The organism is Pseudoalteromonas agarivorans, assembly GCF_024518735.1.
Lineage (GTDB): Bacteria > Pseudomonadota > Gammaproteobacteria > Enterobacterales > Alteromonadaceae > Pseudoalteromonas > Pseudoalteromonas atlantica.
This window is the reverse complement of record NZ_JANIGJ010000007.1, coordinates 67,992-88,849: the sequence shown is the minus strand read 5'-3', so window position 1 is coordinate 88,849 and position 20,858 is coordinate 67,992. Positions and strand designations below refer to the sequence as shown.

At 40.5% G+C, this 20,858-nt stretch carries 20 protein-coding genes and 1 tRNA gene; 5 read left to right on the top strand and 16 right to left on the bottom strand.

Annotated features, from left to right (window positions below):
- Window positions 1-5 precede the first annotated feature (5 nt).
- Window positions 6-827 (top strand): DUF4437 domain-containing protein, encoded by an 822-nt coding sequence (locus tag NQT65_RS13490; RefSeq protein WP_256851376.1) that lies wholly within the window; start codon window positions 6-8, stop codon window positions 825-827.
- A gap of 71 nt (window positions 828-898) precedes the next feature.
- Here the strand turns inward: NQT65_RS13490 and NQT65_RS13485 are convergent, their stop codons facing one another.
- From NQT65_RS13485 to NQT65_RS13470, 4 genes are all read right to left on the bottom strand, one after another.
- Window positions 899-1,306 carry an outer membrane beta-barrel protein gene (locus tag NQT65_RS13485; protein WP_256846246.1) on the bottom strand — a complete coding sequence of 136 codons (408 nt, stop codon included), beginning with the start codon at window positions 1,304-1,306 and terminating at the stop codon, window positions 899-901.
- A gap of 133 nt (window positions 1,307-1,439) precedes the next feature.
- Window positions 1,440-1,516, bottom strand: a tRNA-Ile gene (locus NQT65_RS13480).
- Between the two features lie 269 nt (window positions 1,517-1,785).
- The gene (locus NQT65_RS13475) at window positions 1,786-1,944 is read right to left on the bottom strand and encodes a YqaE/Pmp3 family membrane protein (RefSeq protein WP_004587604.1); all 159 of its coding nucleotides are present in this window, start codon (window positions 1,942-1,944) and stop codon (window positions 1,786-1,788) included.
- Window positions 1,945-2,009: 65 nt separating this feature from the next.
- Window positions 2,010-2,576, bottom strand: a complete 567-nt coding sequence (locus NQT65_RS13470) for a BON domain-containing protein (protein ID WP_126008327.1) — start codon at window positions 2,574-2,576, stop codon at window positions 2,010-2,012.
- Between the two features lie 316 nt (window positions 2,577-2,892).
- Between NQT65_RS13470 and NQT65_RS13465 the strand changes: the two genes are divergently transcribed.
- Window positions 2,893-3,549 carry a LiaF domain-containing protein gene (locus NQT65_RS13465; RefSeq protein WP_256851375.1) on the top strand — a complete coding sequence of 219 codons (657 nt, stop codon included), beginning with the start codon at window positions 2,893-2,895 and terminating at the stop codon, window positions 3,547-3,549.
- Window positions 3,550-3,619: 70 nt separating this feature from the next.
- Here NQT65_RS13465 and NQT65_RS13460 read toward each other — a convergent pair whose 3' ends face one another.
- Window positions 3,620-4,036 (bottom strand): VOC family protein, encoded by a 417-nt coding sequence (locus NQT65_RS13460; RefSeq protein WP_004587607.1) that lies wholly within the window; start codon window positions 4,034-4,036, stop codon window positions 3,620-3,622.
- Window positions 4,037-4,440: 404 nt separating this feature from the next.
- On the opposite strand from NQT65_RS13460, the gene suhB reads away from it, so the two are divergent.
- Window positions 4,441-5,244, top strand: coding sequence for an inositol-1-monophosphatase (suhB, locus tag NQT65_RS13455; protein ID WP_004587608.1), 804 nt, complete (start codon window positions 4,441-4,443; stop codon window positions 5,242-5,244).
- 53 nt (window positions 5,245-5,297) lie between these two features.
- Here the strand turns inward: suhB and NQT65_RS13450 are convergent, their stop codons facing one another.
- The 7 genes from NQT65_RS13450 to queA all read right to left on the bottom strand — a co-directional run bounded on the left by NQT65_RS13450 (window position 5,298) and on the right by queA (window position 13,762).
- Window positions 5,298-6,107, bottom strand: coding sequence for a substrate-binding periplasmic protein (locus NQT65_RS13450; RefSeq protein ID WP_256851374.1), 810 nt, complete (start codon window positions 6,105-6,107; stop codon window positions 5,298-5,300).
- 16 nt (window positions 6,108-6,123) lie between these two features.
- Window positions 6,124-7,914, bottom strand: a complete 1,791-nt coding sequence (locus tag NQT65_RS13445) for a bifunctional diguanylate cyclase/phosphodiesterase (protein WP_256851373.1) — start codon at window positions 7,912-7,914, stop codon at window positions 6,124-6,126.
- A gap of 319 nt (window positions 7,915-8,233) precedes the next feature.
- Complete coding sequence (gene secF / locus NQT65_RS13440) at window positions 8,234-9,181, bottom strand: protein translocase subunit SecF (RefSeq protein ID WP_004587611.1); 948 nt, start codon at window positions 9,179-9,181, stop codon at window positions 8,234-8,236.
- Window positions 9,182-9,190: 9 nt separating this feature from the next.
- The gene (gene secD, locus NQT65_RS13435; RefSeq protein ID WP_004587612.1) at window positions 9,191-11,050 is read right to left on the bottom strand and encodes a protein translocase subunit SecD; all 1,860 of its coding nucleotides are present in this window, start codon (window positions 11,048-11,050) and stop codon (window positions 9,191-9,193) included.
- Window positions 11,051-11,069: 19 nt separating this feature from the next.
- Window positions 11,070-11,405 carry a preprotein translocase subunit YajC gene (yajC, locus tag NQT65_RS13430; RefSeq protein WP_004587613.1) on the bottom strand — a complete coding sequence of 112 codons (336 nt, stop codon included), beginning with the start codon at window positions 11,403-11,405 and terminating at the stop codon, window positions 11,070-11,072.
- Between the two features lie 25 nt (window positions 11,406-11,430).
- Complete coding sequence (tgt, locus tag NQT65_RS13425) at window positions 11,431-12,555, bottom strand: tRNA guanosine(34) transglycosylase Tgt (protein WP_004587614.1); 1,125 nt, start codon at window positions 12,553-12,555, stop codon at window positions 11,431-11,433.
- A gap of 175 nt (window positions 12,556-12,730) precedes the next feature.
- Window positions 12,731-13,762 carry a tRNA preQ1(34) S-adenosylmethionine ribosyltransferase-isomerase QueA gene (queA, locus tag NQT65_RS13420; RefSeq protein ID WP_004587615.1) on the bottom strand — a complete coding sequence of 344 codons (1,032 nt, stop codon included), beginning with the start codon at window positions 13,760-13,762 and terminating at the stop codon, window positions 12,731-12,733.
- Window positions 13,763-13,963: 201 nt separating this feature from the next.
- Here queA and NQT65_RS13415 point away from each other — a divergent pair, with 201 nt between their 5' ends.
- Both NQT65_RS13415 and NQT65_RS13410 read left to right on the top strand, forming a co-directional pair.
- Complete coding sequence (locus NQT65_RS13415; protein ID WP_024031437.1) at window positions 13,964-16,495, top strand: EAL domain-containing protein; 2,532 nt, start codon at window positions 13,964-13,966, stop codon at window positions 16,493-16,495.
- A 187-nt stretch (window positions 16,496-16,682) separates the two neighbouring features.
- Window positions 16,683-16,895, top strand: coding sequence for a hypothetical protein (locus NQT65_RS13410; RefSeq protein WP_256851372.1), 213 nt, complete (start codon window positions 16,683-16,685; stop codon window positions 16,893-16,895).
- Window positions 16,896-17,014: 119 nt separating this feature from the next.
- Here NQT65_RS13410 and NQT65_RS13405 read toward each other — a convergent pair whose 3' ends face one another.
- The 4 genes from NQT65_RS13405 to phoU form a co-directional block, all read right to left on the bottom strand.
- The gene (locus NQT65_RS13405; RefSeq protein WP_004587618.1) at window positions 17,015-17,935 is read right to left on the bottom strand and encodes a hydrogen peroxide-inducible genes activator; all 921 of its coding nucleotides are present in this window, start codon (window positions 17,933-17,935) and stop codon (window positions 17,015-17,017) included.
- 82 nt (window positions 17,936-18,017) lie between these two features.
- Complete coding sequence (locus tag NQT65_RS13400; RefSeq protein WP_126008334.1) at window positions 18,018-19,286, bottom strand: inorganic phosphate transporter; 1,269 nt, start codon at window positions 19,284-19,286, stop codon at window positions 18,018-18,020.
- A 40-nt stretch (window positions 19,287-19,326) separates the two neighbouring features.
- A complete protein-coding gene (locus NQT65_RS13395) occupies window positions 19,327-20,004 on the bottom strand; it encodes a TIGR00153 family protein (protein WP_126008337.1) in 678 nt (225 codons plus the stop codon).
- A 150-nt stretch (window positions 20,005-20,154) separates the two neighbouring features.
- Complete coding sequence (gene phoU / locus NQT65_RS13390) at window positions 20,155-20,856, bottom strand: phosphate signaling complex protein PhoU (RefSeq protein WP_004587621.1); 702 nt, start codon at window positions 20,854-20,856, stop codon at window positions 20,155-20,157.
- Window positions 20,857-20,858: the final 2 nt, after the last annotated feature.

Below are 20,858 nucleotides of genomic sequence, written 5' to 3'. Positions count from 1 at the left end.
TTTAAATGAAATTTTTACTAAACGCATCAACTCTTGCACTGGTTGCAACACTCATATCAACGCCAGCCTCTGCAGAGCAAAGCGCATCAAAAGTTGTTGCTGCAAGCAATATTGACTGGGGTTACTTAAACCCGCTACGTGGTGATAAAAGCCCTGGCGCTGCAGATTTATGGGGAAACCGCACAACCGACACTGCAACAGGCATGTTAGTACGCTTTAAAAAAGGCTTTGAATCTCCGCCGCACATTCACAACATTACCTACCGCGGTATCGTTATTGAAGGGCAAATGCATAATGACGACCCAACAGCCGAAAAAATGTGGATGCCAGCGGGTTCGTTTTGGACACAACCAGCAGGTGAAAACCACACCACTGCAGCCAATGCTGAAACAAATTTAATTTACTTAGAAATCGACTCAGGGCCGTACTTAGTTAAACCAACTAATGCCCAGTTTGATAATGGTGAGCGCCCGTTAAACCTACATGCAGACAACATAGTATGGTTAAACAGCAGCGATTTAAACGACATTAACGCCCAAGGCGTTCAAACCGCCTACCTTTGGGGAAGTACAGCCGATATGAACGGCTCAATGATTAAACTTCCTGCCGGCTTTAAAGGTGAATTAAAAACAGATGCAAGCGAATTTCGTGCTGTTGTTATAGCCGGCGCCGTTGAGTACAACTCAAGCGAGCAAGATAAAGCGCAAAACCTAAGTGCAGGCAGCTATGTAGAATCAACCGGTAACTTTACCCACACGATTGAGAACACTAGCGACAAAACAGCCACTATTTACATTCGTACTAACAGTAAGTACCAAGTAAATTAGAAGCTACTTAAAAAAGTAAATGGCATAAAAAAGCGCACTGTTTAGTGCGCTTATTTTTTATTTATTAATACTTAAAAGCTATAACGAGCAGTTAAGCTAACTAAATCTAGCTCGTCCAATGAGGTGTAATTAGCCCCAAGTGAAACGTTGTTATTAATGTAGTAACGTGCGCCCACACTGAAAGATGTTTCACTCTCATCTGCAATATCGACATTGCCTACTCGGCCATCTAGCTCAATATTATCACTTACCATAGAGCGAACACCTACAGATAGACTATAGCCATTTTCGTCATTCGAAGCACTACTTCCACGATACGATGCCTCTAGCTCTACGTTTTCGTAAGTTGCTAAACCATAAAAGTCAGTGTTCGCGCCAATAGCTGTGCGATAACCTATTCCAGCACTAAGCCAGTTTAAGTCCACATCTACACCATCATCTGAATTACCCATAGTTTGGTATTGGCCAGATAGGAAAATGATTGAAGCTGGCTTTTAAATAATAGAGACGGTATAGGCACGTAAACAACTAACCTAAATGCTGTATAAAAAGTACAGTAGAGAATATTTTTTATTGGCTATAACTATTTAAAAATTGGAAAGCTTTGAAAAGTGGTGGCCCCTCCCAGACTCGAACTGGGGACCTAACGATTATGAGTCGTGTGCTCTAACCAACTGAGCTAAGGGGCCAACTTTGTATAACTACGAGGTAGTTAATTTTTGAAGCGTTTAGCCACTGAGCGACTAAAGCGGGTTGCAGTATAAAAAGTTTTTTAAGGCTTGTCACTAGCAAAAACCTTTATTTTAACAATCAGTAAGCTGACTGCTTAAATAGTAATCTTTTTGCATGCGAATAGGTAGGAAATAACAGAAAAATAAACGCAGAAGTATGTAAGCCGCTTTTTTACAATTTTAATAACTATAAAAAAGTGGCCGGCTCACATTGAACACACCACACATTATTTTTTAGCAATAATGTAGATAGCGTGAATTAAACCAGGGAAGTAACCCAGTAAAGTTAGTAAAATATTTAGCCAAAAGTGCATACCTAAACCAACTTGTAAAAATACACCCAGTGGCGGTAATAAAATCGACAATATTATACGAATGATATCCATGATGTAGCTCCTTTAAAAATGACAAGCAAAAAGCCCAGCTAAGCTGGGCTTTTTAGTATAGTGTATTATTCAGCAACAATAGTTAGTTCATCTACTACGTCACGAACATCTTCAGCATTTTTAGCAATTTTTACTGCTAACTGCTTTTCAGCTTCTGTTTCAACAGAACCTTTAAGTTTTACTATACCGTTGTCGGTATCAACGTCGATATCTGTACCGTCAACTTCTGAGTCAAATAAGAAACGTGTAGTAATTACTGTGGTGATTTTAGCGTCAGTTAAGTCGTTATCGTCATCATCCATAGTGTCACGATCTTTGTCGTCCATATCCATGTTTTTCACAACAGTTAGGTTGTTTTCTACATCAGATACGCCATCTAGGCTAATTACAAGTTCTTCAGCTAGCTCTTTATCAAGGTCGCTGTCTACTTTACCTGTAAGTACTACCTTGCCATTTTTTACATCAGTGTTAATGTCAAAGTTGTTTAGATTAGTGTTCATAAGAAGCACTGTTTCTGCCTTACCATCAATCCAAGCATCTTTACTTTCATTTTCCCAAGTGCCCGCTTGAGCACCCATAGCTGTAGTACCTAGAACTAAAGCCGCAATCATAGATTTGTTGAATGTTTTCATAATCTTTCTCCTTTTGATTAAAGACACTTTTATATATGCGAGCTTTAGGCCAACTTTATTAACACTTTAAATTCATGAAGTTAGCTATTTTATTGGGTATAAATAAAAATACCTCCGAGTAAACATTTACAGGCTATTAGGTAAAACTTTCTTAAGTGGTGAAAATAACGATTATATTGCTGTTTTGGTTAATCTATCGTTAATATATAAATTAAGCGGAGTTATTAAAACAATAAACCATTGATATATAAATAGTTAATTTTTGGTACACCACTTGCTATGTACTGTGGTAACTCATATAAAAAGGATTATTCCCATGTCTGTAAAAATTGAAGACCGCCCAATAGATCAAGTTCGCGAACAAGTGATAGACCAACTTATTTATAACTACAGCCATGGTGTTATTTCAGCTGAAGCCTTTGAAAGGCGCTTAGACAGTGCAATGGAAGCAACCGATAATGCCGCGTTACTTAATTTAGTAGAGGATTTAACCCTTACTACAGATACCCAGTACAGTGCTCATAAGCAAACGCAATTTGCCCCTAACTACAGCGCCCAACAAGCGGATGAAGAAAACTTAACACTGCGAAGCATTTTAGGCTCAAGCGAGCGTAGCGGCCAATGGGTGGTGCCTAAAGATATTTATATTCAAAACTATATGGGGTCGATTGTTTTAGATTTTACTGATGCCATTTTTGCCCACCAACATGTTACCGTGCATGTAAATTGTATTTTTGGCAGCGAAGAAATTTACGTACCAGAGCATGTTAATGTAGTTTCTAAAATGTTTTGTATATTAGGTAGTTTTGAAAACAAAACGGTGTCGCTTAATAAGCGCCAAGGCCCAACAATTAACCTCGAAGGTAAAACAGTTTTAGGCTCGGTGGAGGTAAAAGTTAAACGCACCATTAAAGAAAAGTTTGTGAGTTTTGCTAATGATTTAAAGGCCCAGCTTGGGGTGAGTAATAAATAATACGGGTAAAAACACAATGGGTAGAAAAGCCATATTATGCGCTTTTCTACACCGTTATTTACTACCTATTTTATAAGTCGTTATTACGCTCGCTTGGAATGTCACTCATATATTGCACAAACTCAACCTCGAACCCTGCTGGGTCTAGGTAATATACGTTTTTTCTAAATGGGTTTTCTGCCCCCTCTTTATCAATGCTAAATCCGGCGTGTTTTAAGCGCTGTATAACAGCGTCTAGGTTGTTTGTAACGTAGGCAAAGTGAGCCAGCCCGACTTGATGCCCTGCCAAATCTCTGTTTTTATGCTCGCCATTATCGCTTATAGCAATGTAGTGATTATCGTCGCCAAAATGTACCCAGCGCTTAGGTTTACCATACCAAGTGTTATGCCCTTCACTTCTAATTGACCAATAAGGAAAGGCTGCTTGATAAAATTTAAGCATGGCATTTATATCGTTTACTACTAAATGTACGTGTTCTAATTTCATTATTATTTACCCTAGTTGATTGCTTAAACACAAGATAAAACCTCAAGCTAACTTTAGGTAAAGCACTTTTTTTACTTTTTAGTATTATTGGCGTGTATTGCCCTTGTAAGATTAATTTTTACAACAGTATGTTTGCTAGCAGGACGCGGAAGCTTTGCTTCATGGAAGTTATTGAACTCCCAAGGCTTCGCACTTCGCGCTGTGATTAAGTCGCCCTTCGGTTGAACAAATTTCAATCCATACACGCCAACACGTCTTAGATACGAATAAATTTACATGCATTTCAAGGCCGTATAAAAAACGCACAAAAGTATTTAGGGTTTATTGTTTACTTTATGGCAAAAGTCGCTAAAATACGCCGGCTTAAATATATAAACGTTCTTTTACAACCCAAAGGTAATACCATGCATCCAATGTTAAACATTGCGGTTCGCGCTGCGCGCAACGCAGGCAAAATTTTACTTCGCGCAAGTGAAGATTTATCAAAAGTTGAAATTCAACAAAAAGGCACTAACGACTTAGTGACTAACATTGATAAAGAAGCCGAAGCCGTAATTCGTGATACAATTTTAAAATCTTACCCTGATCACTGCATTGTTGGTGAAGAACTAGGTGAGCACAAAGGCAAAGATGCAGATTACCAATGGATTGTTGACCCGCTTGATGGCACAACTAACTTCATCAAGGGTATCCCTCATTTCGCGGTTTCTATCGCACTTAAAGTAAAAGGTCGTTTAGACCAAGCTGTAATTTACGATCCAATTCGTGGCGAGCTTTTCACAGCATCTCGTGGTCAAGGCGCACAGCTAAACAGCAAGCGTTTACGCGTTACTAAAACCGTAGAATTAGCTGGTTCTATTTTAGCAACAGGCTTCCCTTTCAAACAAAAACATCACTTAGATGCATACACAGACGCGTTTAAAGCATTGTTTACACAAACTGCTGATATTCGTCGTGCAGGTTCTGCAGCACTAGATATGGCATATGTAGCTGCGGGCCGTGTTGATGGCTTTTTTGAAATTGGTTTAAAACCGTGGGACACAGCAGCAGGCGAGTTACTTGTAAAAGAAGCTGGCGGCATGGTTGTTGATTTTGCAGGTGGCGTTAACTACAACAATAGCGGTAACATTATTTGTGGTGCACCTAAGCTTACTCAAGCAATTATCCGTGAAATTCGCCCAGTATTACCTGAAGCGTTACTTCGCTAATAAAGTGCATGTAACCCTATTATAAAAAAGGAGCCTATGGCTCCTTTTTTGTTTTAAAAGTAAGGGTTATCGAGCTTAAGCTCCGTGGTATAACCTTTTGTAAAAGGGAGTGAGTTTATGTCTTTTGCAAAATACTCATCAAATAACGCATCAAACTCTCCGCTGTTTTGCATGTTTTGCAACCCAAGCTCTATGGCTTGCGCTAAAGCTGGCTTACTACTTACAACAAAATAATAAATACCGGTGGGATAACTAATAAATAAATTAGGCACAATAACTAAGTTACTCTGCGCATTGGCAACAAGCTCAGAATTAACTTCGATAAATGAGCGAGGAAAGTAATCGATTCTGCCCCGGCTAGTAAGCGTAAACATAGCTTGATAGTTACTCAGCGGCCTTACATGTAAGCCGTTATAGGCCATTATTTTTGTATCTGGCCAATCATGCCCTTGCACTGCCGAGAGCTCACTTAATTGCGCTAACGTGGTAATGCTTTTAAATTTTTCGACATTTTTTTTACTGGTTAATAAAACGCGCTTGCCTATAAAGCCTTTAAATAGCGGGACTTTAACGGCTATTGCCCGTGCCTCTCGTTCTGGGCTGCTCATGCTCCAATAAACATCTAGCTCTGTTTTATCTAGCTCAATCAGGTCACGCTGTTGCTGTAAGCTCACTGGCTGCATTTTTATGTCTACAGGGTAATTAGCCCGCTCTAGGGCTCGTGTTAATAGCTCACTTAGGTATTCTTCACGGGCATTTTGCACACTTTGCTTTTGAGCAACATTAACAATTTCTACCCCTTGCACAAAAAAACTAACCGCAAATAAAGCAAACCCACCAACAACTACTTTTAATGGCAACATAATAATTACCTATTTCTTATACCACCTGTTTATTCTCTGGTGCTAAGCGCACTACGGCAGGCGCAGGCTTTCTGCGCTTACAAATAAACAAATAACTATGGCGATATCGCTTAGCCTCTTTTTTAGCATCTGTTGCAAGTGCTGCAACTTGATGGCTGTTTTTACATTCTTGTAAGTCGGGCTCCACAAGGCCAATTGATAACGTAAGTAAAGGTACAAATTGCTTTTCTCCCTCACGATTTGTAGCCCAGTAACCTTTGCTCTTAATGTGCTCAGGCGTAAAAAAAGTGCGTGATTGCAGTTCAAACTGCTCAATTATGGTATTACAAATATACACAGCATCTGATTGGTCAAACACAACCATAAAGTCATCACCACCTATATGTCCTACAAAGTTAGCACTGTTTTCGCATGCTTGCACGGTTACATCTGCCAATAATTTAATCACACTATCGCCACTGGCATAGCCGTATAAATCATTGAACTGCTTAAAGTGATTAAGATCTATATAGGCAAGCGAAAACGCACTTTGTGAGCGTAACCTTTGCTCTATTGCCTCATTAATCGCTACATTACCAGGGAGCATGGTGAGTGGGTTAGCATGCTGGGCGTGACGAATTTTTTCTTCTGTTATGTGCTTTAAAATATCACGCAAAGGGGCAAGCCCTAGGTAACGTTTATTTCGGGTGATCACAATATGGCGGCGAATATCAAAGTCTTGCTCTGTAATTTGCTGACTCACGGTATCAAGAAGTTGGTTTTCATCCACCACTAAAGGTTGTTTATCCATAAAGTCGGTTACGGGGCACTTGTCGTAAAGTGCATGGCCATAGGGCGCTGCAAACACCTCAGTAAGCTGATCTTTATGTAGTAACCCAACCGGTTGGCCGGCTTTATTTAAAACCGCTAGGCTCATCACGGCTTTATCTTTTTCGAATAGCTTGTGGGCGTCTTTGCAACGGGTTTCGCTGTCGATTGCTTCTTGTGTAACAGCAAGCCAGCCAATCGCCATTGATTGATCAAACGTGTTGCTTGGCTGTTTAAAGTTCAATGCTTGTAATTGCTCTGAGCTGTAATCAAGGCTTGGATTTGGGTTTGGTTTTTCCAGTAAAAAACCTTGTACGTTTGCTATGCCTAAGCTTTCAACATAGGCAAGCTCTTCTACTCTTTCTATGCCTTCGGCTATTACGGCGGTGTTTGTTGCTTTTGCGAGTACCGTAATCGATTTCAAAAACTCTTTTTTAACCTCGCTTTCATCGCAATGATCAATAAAGTAACGGTCGATCTTTACAAAGTCGGGGCATAGTTCAGACCACTGTTTTAAGCCCGAGTAACCAGCACCTAAATCGTCAATGGCAATGGTAAAACCCAGCTCGCGGTAGTGTGCAATTGTTTTTAATAATAAAAAACCATCGTCTACCTTTTCTTGCTCTGTTACTTCAATTACCACACGGTTTGCTGCTAAACCAAACTGCTCTATTAAGTGCAGAGTTTCACCTTTTGGGTGGCAAGGGTCAAGCAAGGTTTTAGGGCTTACATTTAAAAATAACTTACCGTTTAGATTAAGCTTTACAAAGTTTTCAATTGCTTTTGAGCGGCATAATAGCTCAAGCTCTGAAATTAAAGCGTGCTCACTGGCCGCTTCAAACAGTCGGTTAGGCATTTCCAAAGGGCTGTTTTTAGGCCCTCGACTTAGCGCTTCGTAACCTATAATTGTTTGATTAGCTATATCAAAAATAGGCTGAAATAACGTGGTTATTTCACCGTTACTTAAAATGTACTCTAGTACTTTGCGCTGCATCGTCACTGCAAAACCTGATTGTCGTTTAATAGGGGCATTAAAGTAGCAAGCCTGTATGACAATTTTATGGCATTAGGTACTATTGACCATTCCGGATTAAATTTGCTCAATTTAGGGGCGGTACAACCTCAGCGCTAAGTTTATAGCCTAATATACTGTTAACTATTCATACGTTATTGTAATGGCTTAATTATATAACCGGCTCCAGGCTTTAAGTTCAGCCTAAAAGGCCTGTACGTTTAGTATTAAAGGTAATCAAGCTCTATAAAACCGCGCGCAATAAAAAAACCGCTCAATTGAGCGGTTTTATTTAGCGTTAACTCTATTACGGCAATGCGTCTAGGTCTGCGCCTTCTTTTTCAATTACCTCTGGTATTAAATCTTCTTTACTTACGCCCATGGTAATAGCTACCGAGCTTGCAACGTAAACTGAAGAATAAGTACCAATGAACACACCAAATAACAGGGCTGTAGCAAAGCCGTGAATGGTTTGTCCGCCCCACACAAATAGCGCAATCAATACCAAAATAGTGGTGATTGACGTTACAAGTGTACGGTTAAGTGTTTGCGTTAACGACATGTCGATAATTTCGATAGTGTCGTCGATGCGTACTTTACGGAAGTTTTCACGAATACGGTCAGATACAACAATAGTATCGTTAAGTGAGTAACCAATTACCGCCAATATTGCCGCTAAAATAGTTAAGTCAAACTCTAACCCTAATACAGAAAACAAACCCACTGTAATAATTACATCGTGTAGTAGTGCACCTACCGCGCCCACAGCAAAACGCCACTCAAAGCGAAATGCCACGTAAATCAAAATACAAATAAGCGCAGTTAACATGGCAAGGCCACCCTGCTCTTTTAAGTCTTCCCCTACGCTTGGACCTACAAACTCAATACGGCGCATTACTACGCTTTCATCAGCTTGCTTTAAGGCAGTAATAACTTGGTTACCAATAACTTCGGCTTTTACTTCACTGCCACGCGGCGCTAAACGAACCAAAATATCTTGGCTAGAACCAAACAGCTGCACTGAAGCATCGGCAAAACCGTTTTCAGCTAATACTGAGCGTACTTTTTTCAAATCTGCAGGTTGCGAAAAACCAACCTCTACAGCGGTACCGCCAGTAAAATCTAAACCAAAGTTTAAACCTTTGATAAAAATTGAGGCAAACGACGCTAAAATTAATAGCGTAGAAAAACCCATAGCCACTTTACGAAGTGACATGAAACGTAGGGTTTTACCACCCAAACTTAAAATTTGCATGTCCGCTCCTTAAATTGAAAGTTTATCAATGCGCTTACCACCAATAAATAAGTTAATTACCGCACGGGTACCAACTATGGCTGTAAACATTGAAGTTAAAATACCAATTGCCAGCGTTACGGCAAAACCTGCAATAGGGCCAGTGCCCACTGCAAATAAAATAACCGCAGCAATTAAAGTGGTAATATTGGCATCAAAAATAGTACTAAAGGCGCTATCGTAACCAAAATGAACGGCTTGTTGAGGGCTGCGGCCATCGGCCAGCTCTTCACGAATACGCTCAAAAATAAGTACGTTAGCATCAACCGCCATACCCACTGTTAATACAATACCGGCAATACCTGGCAACGTTAATGTGGCTCCTGGGATTAACGACATTACACCTACAATAAGCACTAAGTTAGCTGCTAGTGCAATGTTGGCAACTAAGCCAAACCCTTTGTAGTAAATAAGCATAAAGGCAAGTACAAACGCAAAGCCAAGGGCTACAGCTGTCATACCAGCTTCAATGTTTTCTTGACCTAGGCTTGGGCCTACTGTGCGCTCTTCAACAATTTGAATTGGCGCTACTAATGCACCGGCGCGTAATAGTAAGCTTAAGTTGTGGGCTTCGGCTGGGTTATCAATACCTGTAATACGGAATGAACGGTCAAGACGAGCCTGAATAGTCGCAACGTTAATGACCTCTTCTACCTTAATAGGTGGAAGTGCTTTACCGTCAGCATCTTTTTTACCCGATGGCTTGTATTCAATAAATACCGTTGCCATGCGCTTACCAATAGCGCGCTTGGTAAAGGCATTCATTTTTGCCCCACCTTTGCTATCTAAGGTAATGCTTACTTGTGGGCGCTGATATTCGTCGTTTCCTGATTGTGCACCAGTGATATGGCTACCTTCAAGGATTACACGTTTTTTAAGTACCACAGGGTAGCCATCACGGCTCATGATCATTTCTGTGCCCGCAGGAATACGTCCTTGAGCAGCAGCACTTGGGTCTGCGTTTTCGTCTACTTCACGAAATTCAAGCGTGGCCGTTGCACCTAAAATTTCTTTAGCGCGTGCTGTATCTTGTACACCTGGTAGTTGCACAATAATACGCTCAGCACCTTGGCGCTGTACGTTAGGCTCTGCAACACCAATTTGGTTAATACGATTACGAATAATGGTTTCGTTTTGCTTAATAGCGTAGTCTCGTATTTCTTTAAGCTTTTGCTCACTCATAGTGGCAAAAAATGCGCGATCGTTACTGCTATCATCAATGTATACGTTTAGTGGGTAGCGCGATGCTAAAAAGCGTTCAGCCGCTTCTTTATCTTCTTCGGTACGCATTTCTACACGCATACGCTCAGATCCCGCTACGCGGCGAACACTACGGTAACGAAGTTTTTCTTCGCGTAGGTCGCTACGAAAATCTTGTTCCATTTGCTCTAGCTGGTTATCTACCGCGGTTGCCATGTCGATTTCCATGGTGAAGTGAACACCACCACTTAAATCAAGACCTAGCTTCATAGGGTTACCACCCAATGATTTTAACCAGGCAGGTTGCGCAGGTGCCATATTAATAGCAGAGATATAATCGTCGCTAAGAGAATTACGCAGTAAGTCTTGCGCTTTTAGCTGTTCTTCAACATTTTTAAAACGTACTAATACTTGGCCGCCTTCAAGCACGGTAGACTTAGCTGTTACATTATGCTGTTTGAGGGTTGCGTTTACTTTGTCTACTACACTGAGATCGACATCTGCGCCTTTTGCCCCCGAAACCTGAATGGCCGGATCGCGGCCATACAAGTTTGGAGAAGCATATAAAAGGCCAATGGCTACCACAGCTAAAACAAGTAAATACTTCCAAATTGGAAACTTGTTTAACACAGGCATGTCCTTTTTATTTTTATAGTGACTTCATTGTGCCTTTAGGCAATACAGCAGATACTGCCGATTTTTGTACTGTTACTTCAGCTTGCTCATTTAAAGAAATCACGATGAAATCTTTATCTTCAGTAATTTTAACAATTTTACCTACTAAACCGCCTTGGGTTAGTACTTCATCACCTTTAGCCATCGCGCTCATAAGGCTTTTGTGCTCTTTAACACGCTTAGCTTGTGGGCGGTAAATTAAAAAGTAAAAAACTAAACCGAAAATAGCTAACATAATTAGCATTTCCCAGCCACCACTTGCAGCAGGTTGACCAGCAGCGGCGTGTGCGTTTGAAATAAATAAACTCATAATACTTCCTCTATATTTTTAAATTTTAATTTATATCTGCAAGCTCTGGCACGTCTTGGCCACGGCGAGCATAAAAATCACTAACAAATTCTTCTAGTTTACCTTCGCTAATTGCATTGCGTAGGCCTTCCATAACACGTTGATAGTAACGTAAGTTATGGATTGTGTTTAGTCGTGCGCCTAAAATTTCGTTACATTTATCAAGGTGATGCAAATAAGCACGCGAATAGTTTTTACAGGTATGACAATCACACTCAGGATCAAGTGGGCCAGTATCTGTTTTATGTACTGCGTTACGAATTTTAATTGTACCTGTGGTAATAAATAAATGACCATTACGTGCATTACGGGTAGGCATTACACAGTCAAACATATCAATACCACGGCGTACAGACTCAACTAAGTCTTCAGGTTTACCTACACCCATTAAGTAGCGCGGTTTGTCTTCTGGCATTTTGTACGCACAATGATCAAGAATATTCATCATTTCGTTTTTAGGCTCACCAACCGATAGGCCGCCTAATGCGTAACCATCAAAGCCAATTTCTTCTAGGCCTTTTTGTGATTGTGCACGTAACTCTGGGTACATACCACCTTGAATAATACCAAATAAGGCTGATGGGTTATCGCCGTGGCCTTCTTTAGAGCGCTTAGCCCAACGAAGCGATAACTCCATTGAGTCTTTTGCTTCTTTTTCGGTGGCAGGGTATGGCGTACATTCGTCAAAAATCATGACGATGTCTGAGCCTAAATCACGCTGTACTTCCATTGATTTTTCAGGCGACATCATAATTTGGTCACCATTTACCGGCGATTGGAACAACACGCCTTCTTCGGTAATTTTACGCATAGCACCAAGGCTAAATACTTGGAAACCACCTGAGTCGGTTAAAATTGGAAAGTCCCAATTCATAAAGTCGTGTAAATCACCGTGTTGTTTAATGATTTCAGTACCTGGACGTAGCATTAAATGAAAGGTGTTACCCAAACAAATTTGTGCCCCTGTGGCTTTAACTTCATCTGGGGTCATGCCCTTAACAGTACCGTAAGTACCTACTGGCATAAATGCAGGCGTTTCTATTACACCACGGTCAAAAATCAAGCGGCCGCGGCGCGCTTTTCCGTCGGTGCGGTCTAATTCAAATTTCATATCATCCTCAATGTCGGAAAAACAGTCCAACAAGCTATAATTTAACCGCTCGATTCTACCCTTTTTGCCCCGTTATTACTATTAGCTGCGCTAAATTCACTGCGTATTAGCGCAGGCAAATAAAAACCCAGCGTGCGAGCTGGGCTTTTAAAAACGGTACCGGATAAAAACGTGCTTATTTACGTGTTAAAAACATCGCATCGCCGTAGCTAAAAAAGCGGTACTTTTGTTCTATAGCCGTGTTGTACGCGCCCATAATGTTATCTTGGCCGCTAAAGGCACTTACTAGCATTATGAGGGTTGATTCTGGCAAGTGAAAGTTAGTCACCATGGCATCAACTACATTAAACTGATAACCCGGAAAAATAAAAATATCGGTATCGCCAAAATAGCTCTCTAATTTACCGCCGTGTACTTTTGCTGCCGACTCCAGCGAGCGTACAGAAGTAGTTCCCACAGCTATAACACGCCCACCGTTAGCTTTTGTATTAGCAACAGCGTGAACCACCTCATCAGGTACTTCAATGTATTCAGAGTGCATGACATGCTCATCTACGCTTTCTACACGCACCGGCTGAAACGTACCTGCGCCCACATGTAGCGTAACAAACGCCATGTTTACGCCTTTTTGTTTTAATGCCGCCATTAGCTTATCGTCAAAATGCAGCCCTGCTGTAGGCGCTGCTACTGCACCGGGCTTTTCGCCATAAACGGTTTGATAACGCTCGCGGTCAGCTTCGGTGTCTGGGCGGTCAATGTAAGGAGGTAAAGGCATGTGGCCAATGTCGTTTAGAATATCGAGTACATTTTGGCTGCGATCAAATTCAAGCTCAAATAACGTATCGTGACGCGCAATCATTGTCGCTTTGGCTTTGCCTTCTAAAATAACTTCGTTACCAGGCTTTAACGACTTACTTGCTCTTACATGGGCAAGTACGCGGTGTTCATCAACTACACGCTCTACAAGTACTTCGACTTTACCGCCAGAGGCTTTTTGGCCAAACATACGGGCAGGAATAACGCGGGTATTATTAAATACTAATAAGTCACCTTCGTTTACTAAATCAAGTAGGTCGCTAAACACTTTGTGTTCAACGTTGCCAGTTGGACCATCTAGGGTTAGTAAACGGCTACTGGTTCTGTCTTGTTTAGGAAAACGAGCAATTAATTCATCAGGTAAGTCAAAGCTAAAGTCAGCCACGCGCATAGTCGGTATTCCACATCATTAAAATCGCGCCAAGTGTATATCTATCCTCGGCTAAGCTCAAGATATCTACCACAGTTGAGAGGATTCGCCCTATTTTAGATACATTTGAGTAACTACTTTAAATAATCTTGTTCTTATTGGTAAATATCATTATTCTTACTGTCCTTAATAATGATGGTTTAGTTTTGGGGTTATAAAAAAGTGGCAGATAAGCTGAAGTTGCTCATTCTAAACGCAAGTAGCGAAGAACGCCGCACTATACGCGCCACTTTAGAGTACTTAAACGTATTTGAATTTATTGAAGCCGCAGATAGCCTAGATGCACTCACCCTGTTAAAAAAGCAGCCAGTAAACATGATTATTACGGGCTTGAGCGTGGGGAAAATAGATGGCTGGCGTTTTTCTCGCATGATCCGCTCAGGCTTACTTAACACCCCAAAAAACACCCCAATTTTACTTATTCCGCCTATTTACTGTGAGCGTATAGCAGAAACCACCGCTCGTAGTTATGGCATAGATGCCGTACTGCCTTTTGAGCACCAAGATATGCTGCCGCAGGTGCTGGCCAATGTTCTGTCTACGCATTTAGAAAAAAGCAGCCGCCTTAATTTACTCTTGCTTGAGCCAATAGCGCAAAAAGCCGATGAAATAGCGGAGCAACTTAAGCTCAATTTTGCCATTACCCATGTCACCTCAAGCCAAAGTGCTTTAAATGCTTACAACCAACAACAATTTGCTATTGTACTGCTTGATGCAACCGCGTCGCGCGCAGATACTTCAAGTGTTTTAGTCGAAGAAATACTGCAACATAACCCTAAACAAGCCATTGTAACTATTATTGATAATAACGATGCCGACTATGCAGAGCAGCTGCTGCTATCCGGCGTTACCGACTTTATAAGAGCGCCATACGACCCGTCGTTTTTAAATAAAGTATGTGACCATGCTGCGCGCCGTGAAGACTTTATGGTTAGTTATGCTGAGTTTGCCCAAAAGGTTGAACAGTTAAGTATTAGCGAAGTACGCTACAAAGAGCTGTTTTCGGCGCACCAACGTATTTTGCTGCATTTAAATACGGTGGTTTTAGAGCTCGACCAACAAGGTAAAATTCGCTTTATCAATCCTGCTTGGGAAACACTAAGTGGCTTTGGGGTTAAATCGTCTTTGCAAAAATCATTAATCGATTATTGCTCTGATGAATGCCAAGTAAAACTAAATACGACCATTAACGATATTCTTAATGGCGGCATGCACCAGCAGCAAGTCGAGATTCAACTTAATCATAAAAATGGCAATCAGATTTGGGTGGAATGCCGCTTACAGTTAATAAAAAACAGCCGTAATAATGCCACCATTACTGCCACAATCGACAACATACACGAGCGTAAACAAGCTGAATTAAAGCTGCGCCACTTGGCCCTGCACGATACGCTAACAGGTTTACATAATCGTTATTATTTTGATCAACAACTCAATAAAATATGCCAAACCAAGCACACTTATGGTGATGTAGAGCACGCGCTTATTTACATCGATTTAGATCATTTTAAAATAATTAACGACAGCAAAGGCCACCAACAAGGCGACATTGTACTAAAAGATGTAGCTCAATTATTTGAAGCAAACATTAGCGCTAAACATTTAGTGTGTAGAATAGGCGGTGACGAATTTGCTGTTATTTTAAAAAATACGCAGCTGCTTGACGCTCACCTAATTGCAGAGAGTATTTGTAGCGCGATTGAACAGCACGAGTTTAAATCTGAAGACCAAGTGTATTCAATTAGCTGCTCTATTGGCTTAACGCAAATAACAGCTAAAAATTGCGACCCGAGTGAGTGCCTCAAGCAAGCCGATATAGCCTTATATATTGCTAAAAGTTTAGGCCGTAACCTAGTCCACTGCTACTCAAAAGAAGATGCGCAAAATAACACCTTGCAAACAGGGCTTGAGTGGGGGCATGAGATTCGACAAGCACTTCAGCAAGATAACGTAGAGCTGCACTATCAGCCAATATGGGACTTTAAAGCCAATAAAGTGGCTTATTTTGAAGCGTTACTGCGTTTAAAAGTAGACGATAAACTTATTTTCCCTAATCAATTTATTCCCTCTCTTGAGCTGCTAAACGACACCTTTTTAATGGACCAATGTGTTATTCGCAATGCCATTGCTAGCGTGGCTGAACACCCAGATTTAAATCAAGTGGCTATTAACCTTTCTGCTCAATCGTTTTTAGATGAGCGCTTATTGCCACATATAGAATCGAGCCTAGAAAAATATCACGTACCGCCTTCGCGTATTATTTTTGAAATCACCGAGTCGGCCTCAGTTAACAATTTAAAAGCCACCCGTAAAATGATAGAAAAGCTAAACAGTTTAGGCTGTCATTTTTCTATTGATGACTTTGGTACAGGCTTTAGCACATTTAACTATTTAAAACAGTTACCTGCACAACATGTAAAAATAGATGGCTCGTTTGTACGCGACATGATTAACGACCCCATCGACTTAGCACTGGTTAAGGCCATTAACGATATAAGCCGCTCCCTTGATAAGCGCTCTGTGGCAGAATACGTAGAAAGCGAAGAGATATTTTTTGCATTAAAAGAGATTGGTGTTGACTACGGACAAGGCTATTTTATTGCCCGTCCTGTGCCTGTAGAAAAAGTACAATCGACGCTTAAAATTATTTACCAGAAGAAACCTTTTATCCAACAACACACTAGCGCCAGCTAAACATTTTTAAACAGTTTTAAGCATTTTATTACTATCATTATTACACTTATTGCCTATACTTTACGTACCACTTAGTAAATGTCTTGTTATTTTGATGATTTAACAATAAAAACATGACATTACCTATAAGCATACATGACTAGCAATTACATAGAGGTTAAAGCTTGTCAGGTTTAAGGAGGAAGGTATGGCGCAGTTGATTATTTTACTTCTCGTAATACATTGTGTAATTGCGTATCAGTGCTATCGGTACGCGCAGCTAAAGCGCTACCCAGTAGGCGTATTTGCTACTTTAGGCCTACTCCCGTATTTTAATGTAGTGGTTTGGATTTACTTGCTTTTCCTACCCGAACTCGAACCCTTTGAAAGCCAAACACATAGCAAACAGCAGCCCTTATAGGCTGCTGTTTTGTTTATGCTACGCGAGTGCTTAATAGTGACCAATAACCACACTGCACAAACCCTGTTTACCTAAAACAACATATTACTGCTGCATTTTAACCTTAAAGGTAAATAGGCTTAACTCTCAAAGTCTAAGCTACATTGGCGAGCTAAAAACACTTCTAGCTGTTGGCTGAATAACTTAAAGTCGCGAATTCTTCCTGTGGTTTTACGCCACAGTATGCCTATATCTCTGTAGGCATCGCCTTGCGATGGGGTTGCTATCATGTTTTTATCTTTAAGAATGCCCGCATTAATCGCCATTTGCGGTAAAAATGTAACCCCTAACTGATGCTCTACCATGCTTAATAAGGTATGTAAGCTTGCAGCTTCAAAAGGGTTAATACAGCTTGAGCGGTTTAGATGACACGCACTCAATGCATGCCCCGTCATACAATGCTCTCGCTCTAATAAAAACACACTAGCATCGGGTAGCAAGTTAAAGTCTTCAACGCCTTTAGCAGGGCTGTAATCTTTATGGTGCACTAAACTAAAGTGATCTTTAGCCAATACTTGAGTATGAAACTTCTCCGTTTGGTACGGTAAGGCTAATAAGGCTAAATCAATATGGCCGTGTTCAAGCTTATCTAATAACTTGTCGCTGGTATCTTCAACAAGTACCAACTCTAAATCACAAAAGGTTTGCTTACAAAAGTGATACAAAGGCGCCGCTATAAAGCTGGCGATAGTGGGTATAACCCCTACCACTAACTTACCACTGAGTGGCGTTAAAAAGCTTTTGGTTAGCTCTTTTAAACTAATTGTATCGTTAATAATTTTACGAGAGCGCTCAACGACCTCTTCACCAATACTGGTAAACATAAGGCTGCGATTTTCTCGCTCAATTAGCTGACAACCGAGTGTTTCTTCAAGGTTTTGAATTGCACTGCTTAAAGTAGATTGCCCAATAAAGCACGCACTTGCTGCACGGCCAAAATGCTGGTGCTGATGTACAGCTAATAAATACTGTAGCTGTTTAATACTTGGTAGGTTGGTCATTTTTTCTTTCCACAAATAAAAAGACCCCAACACCTAGGGCGTTGAGATCTTTTCAAGCTAAAAGTCTTTGAGTACTTTTTTGTTAAACCCCAAACGCGGTTCTTAGTACGTAGAAAATAACAATAGCAAGGGCAGCGCCAACTGGCAATGTAATTACCCAAGAAACTACAATGTTTCTGATAACACCCATGTTAAGTGCACCAATACCACGTGCCATACCTACACCTAATACCGCACCAACTAAGGTTTGTGTAGTAGAAATTGGCATACCTGTACCTGATGCAATAACAACGGTAGACGCAGCAGCTAATTCAGCAGCAAAACCACGGCTAGGCGTTAAGTGAGTAATACCTTCACCTATCGTTTTAATTACCTTTTTACCTAAAATAGCAAGACCGGCAACAATACCAAAACCACCTAGTGGTAAAATCCACCAAGCAATAGCCGCTTTTTTAGCAATTTCACCGTTGCTTTCAACAATGTTCACAACCGCAGCAAGTGGACCAATTGCATTCGCTACATCGTTTGAGCCATGCGCAAACGCCATACAACACGCTGTTAATACCATTAATACCGCAAATACTTTTTCTACGTTATTAAATTGCATTTGTTTATCGGCTTTAGGGTCGATATTTAAACGTGAAATCGCAATTTTACCAATAATAGCTACAATCACAGCAATCGCTATTGCAATTAAATAACCTTCAGTAGCGCCTAGGTTAATACCTATATGCTTTAAGCCTTTTTTGATTGTTACTAGCGCCATAATAAAGCCCGCTAAACCCATGTACAAAGGTACAAAGCGTTTTGCGTTTTTAAGCGGTGCATCAGTATCAAAAATAAGCTTTTGCGCACTCATAAAGATTAAGTAAGCAATAAAGCCCGAAATAGCAGGTGTAATAATCCAGCTACCTACAATACCACCTACTTTATTCCATTGAATAGCCTCTGTACCCACTGCAACTAATGCAAAACCAATGATTGCACCAATAATTGAGTGAGTTGTTGAAACAGGCCAACCTAAAAATGAGGCAATTAATAGCCAAGTACCTGCTGCAAAAAGTGCAGAGATCATACCTAAAACCATTAAATCAGGGAGAGCAGCAAAAGGAGCAGCATCAATAATACCTTTACGGATTGTTGATGTAACCTCACCACCTGCTAAGTAAGCACCAGCAAATTCAAAAATCATAGCAATAATAATTGCTTGTTTAATTGTTAACGCTTTTGAACCTACCGAAGTACCCATCGCATTAGCAACGTCGTTCGCGCCAATACCATAAGCCATAAAAAAGCCGACTGCTGCGGCAATTAAAACTAATACCGTGCCGTAAGATGCAATGATATCCATTGTGTAACCTTAATCTTTCGTTTGAACTGATTTTTATAAATTAACGAGCTAGCATCAGCTCAAGACGTGATCCTACGCGCTCTGCAATATCTGCAAGTTCGCCAACCCATTCAATTATTTTGTATAAAAACATAACATCAATTGGGTTTAGCTCGCTTTCTACATCGCGTAGTTGGCGGCGTACTTTAATTTGCATTTCATCCGTGTCTTGTTCTATGGCATCCAATTCTACGAGCATTTTTTCTACTAAAGTCACCTCGCGACCTTTAAAGCCCGTTTCTAACAATTCTTCTAACTCATTAATTGCTTTTGATGCTTGTTTAGTCGCATCAACACAACGTGTTAGATAAGCTAAAAAGTCTGCTTGCATAGCACTAGGAATTGTCATTTCACGGCCAATTACGCGCCCTGCAATGTCTTTAGCCTTATTTGCTATTTTATCTTGTTGAGTTACGAGTTCGAGCAGATCTGTACGCTCTACCGGCATGAATAAACCACGCGGTAATTGTAAGCGTATATCTCTTTTCATATCATCAGCTTCACGCTCTAAATTACGAATAGTTAAGCGAAGCTCTTCTGCTTGCTCCCACTCTTCTTTAAATACGTGATTAAAAAAAGGTATCAAGGCTTTACTTGCTTGATGAACCTTCTTGATGTGTTCTTCCATTGGTTTGATAGGAGATTTTGCAAATACTCCTAAAAACGCGTTTGTAGGCATAACTGACCCTTTAATCAAATTGATATGCTTTGCAGCATGAATTTTACAGTATTAGCCGCGATTGTGAACGCTTTTTATTATTTCATCATGGCTAACAATGCATAAAGCGGCACTAAGCCGCTTCAAAAAAAAAGAATGATAGATAAAAACCTACAACGATTTTTCTATATCTTCTTGAGATGTATGACGAATATCTTTACCGTTAACAAAATAAATAATGTATTCCGCAATATTTTGGCAACGGTCGCCAATACGCTCTAATGAACGTACAGACCATACTAAATCCATAATTTTAGGAATTGAACGTGGGTCTTCCATCATGTAAGTCATAATTTGACGCGTGATTGCTTCATATTCACGGTCAACTTTTGCATCTTCTTTATGTACTTCAAAGGCACGTTGTACATCCATGCGCGCAAACGCATCAAGTACATCGTGTAGCATTTTTAAAACTTGGCGACCCATGTTTTCAATATTTACTAATAAATCTTGCTGATCTTTAGTAAATGAATCCAAAGCCACTTTAGCAATGCGCTCTGCTTCATCGCCAATGCGTTCTAAATCGGCAATCGTTTTTGCAATAGCAATTACTAAGCGTAAATCGCTCGCAGCAGGCTGACGACGAGCAATAATGCGCGTACATTCATCATCAATGCTAACTTCCATCGCATTTACTTTGTAATCGTTCTGGCGTACTTTTTGTGCCAGTTCAGCATCATTGCGACTTACTGCATCTAATGCACTGCTTAGCTGCTGCTCAACTAGGCCACCCATGTTAAGTACATGGTTACGAACATTTTCTAGCTCTTGGTTAAAGCGCCCAGAAATATGCTTATTTATATTATGTTCCATAA

What these genes read in the sequence shown, in the direction of transcription:
- NQT65_RS13490 (WP_256851376.1), top strand. Translation starts at nt 6, where the DNA reads ATGAAATTTTTACTAAACGCATCAACTCTTGCACTGGTTGCAACACTC.
- NQT65_RS13475 (WP_004587604.1), bottom strand. Translation starts at nt 1,944, where the DNA reads ATGGATATCATTCGTATAATATTGTCGATTTTATTACCGCCACTGGGT.
- NQT65_RS13470 (WP_126008327.1), bottom strand. Translation starts at nt 2,576, where the DNA reads ATGAAAACATTCAACAAATCTATGATTGCGGCTTTAGTTCTAGGTACT.
- NQT65_RS13465 (WP_256851375.1), top strand. Translation starts at nt 2,893, where the DNA reads ATGTCTGTAAAAATTGAAGACCGCCCAATAGATCAAGTTCGCGAACAA.
- NQT65_RS13460 (WP_004587607.1), bottom strand. Translation starts at nt 4,036, where the DNA reads ATGAAATTAGAACACGTACATTTAGTAGTAAACGATATAAATGCCATG.
- suhB (WP_004587608.1), top strand. Translation starts at nt 4,441, where the DNA reads ATGCATCCAATGTTAAACATTGCGGTTCGCGCTGCGCGCAACGCAGGC.
- NQT65_RS13450 (WP_256851374.1), bottom strand. Translation starts at nt 6,107, where the DNA reads ATGTTGCCATTAAAAGTAGTTGTTGGTGGGTTTGCTTTATTTGCGGTT.
- secF (WP_004587611.1), bottom strand. Translation starts at nt 9,181, where the DNA reads ATGCAAATTTTAAGTTTGGGTGGTAAAACCCTACGTTTCATGTCACTT.
- yajC (WP_004587613.1), bottom strand. Translation starts at nt 11,405, where the DNA reads ATGAGTTTATTTATTTCAAACGCACACGCCGCTGCTGGTCAACCTGCT.
- tgt (WP_004587614.1), bottom strand. Translation starts at nt 12,555, where the DNA reads ATGAAATTTGAATTAGACCGCACCGACGGAAAAGCGCGCCGCGGCCGC.
- queA (WP_004587615.1), bottom strand. Translation starts at nt 13,762, where the DNA reads ATGCGCGTGGCTGACTTTAGCTTTGACTTACCTGATGAATTAATTGCT.
- NQT65_RS13410 (WP_256851372.1), top strand. Translation starts at nt 16,683, where the DNA reads ATGGCGCAGTTGATTATTTTACTTCTCGTAATACATTGTGTAATTGCG.
- NQT65_RS13405 (WP_004587618.1), bottom strand. Translation starts at nt 17,935, where the DNA reads ATGACCAACCTACCAAGTATTAAACAGCTACAGTATTTATTAGCTGTA.
- NQT65_RS13400 (WP_126008334.1), bottom strand. Translation starts at nt 19,286, where the DNA reads ATGGATATCATTGCATCTTACGGCACGGTATTAGTTTTAATTGCCGCA.
- NQT65_RS13395 (WP_126008337.1), bottom strand. Translation starts at nt 20,004, where the DNA reads ATGCCTACAAACGCGTTTTTAGGAGTATTTGCAAAATCTCCTATCAAA.
- phoU (WP_004587621.1), bottom strand. Translation starts at nt 20,856, where the DNA reads ATGGAACATAATATAAATAAGCATATTTCTGGGCGCTTTAACCAAGAG.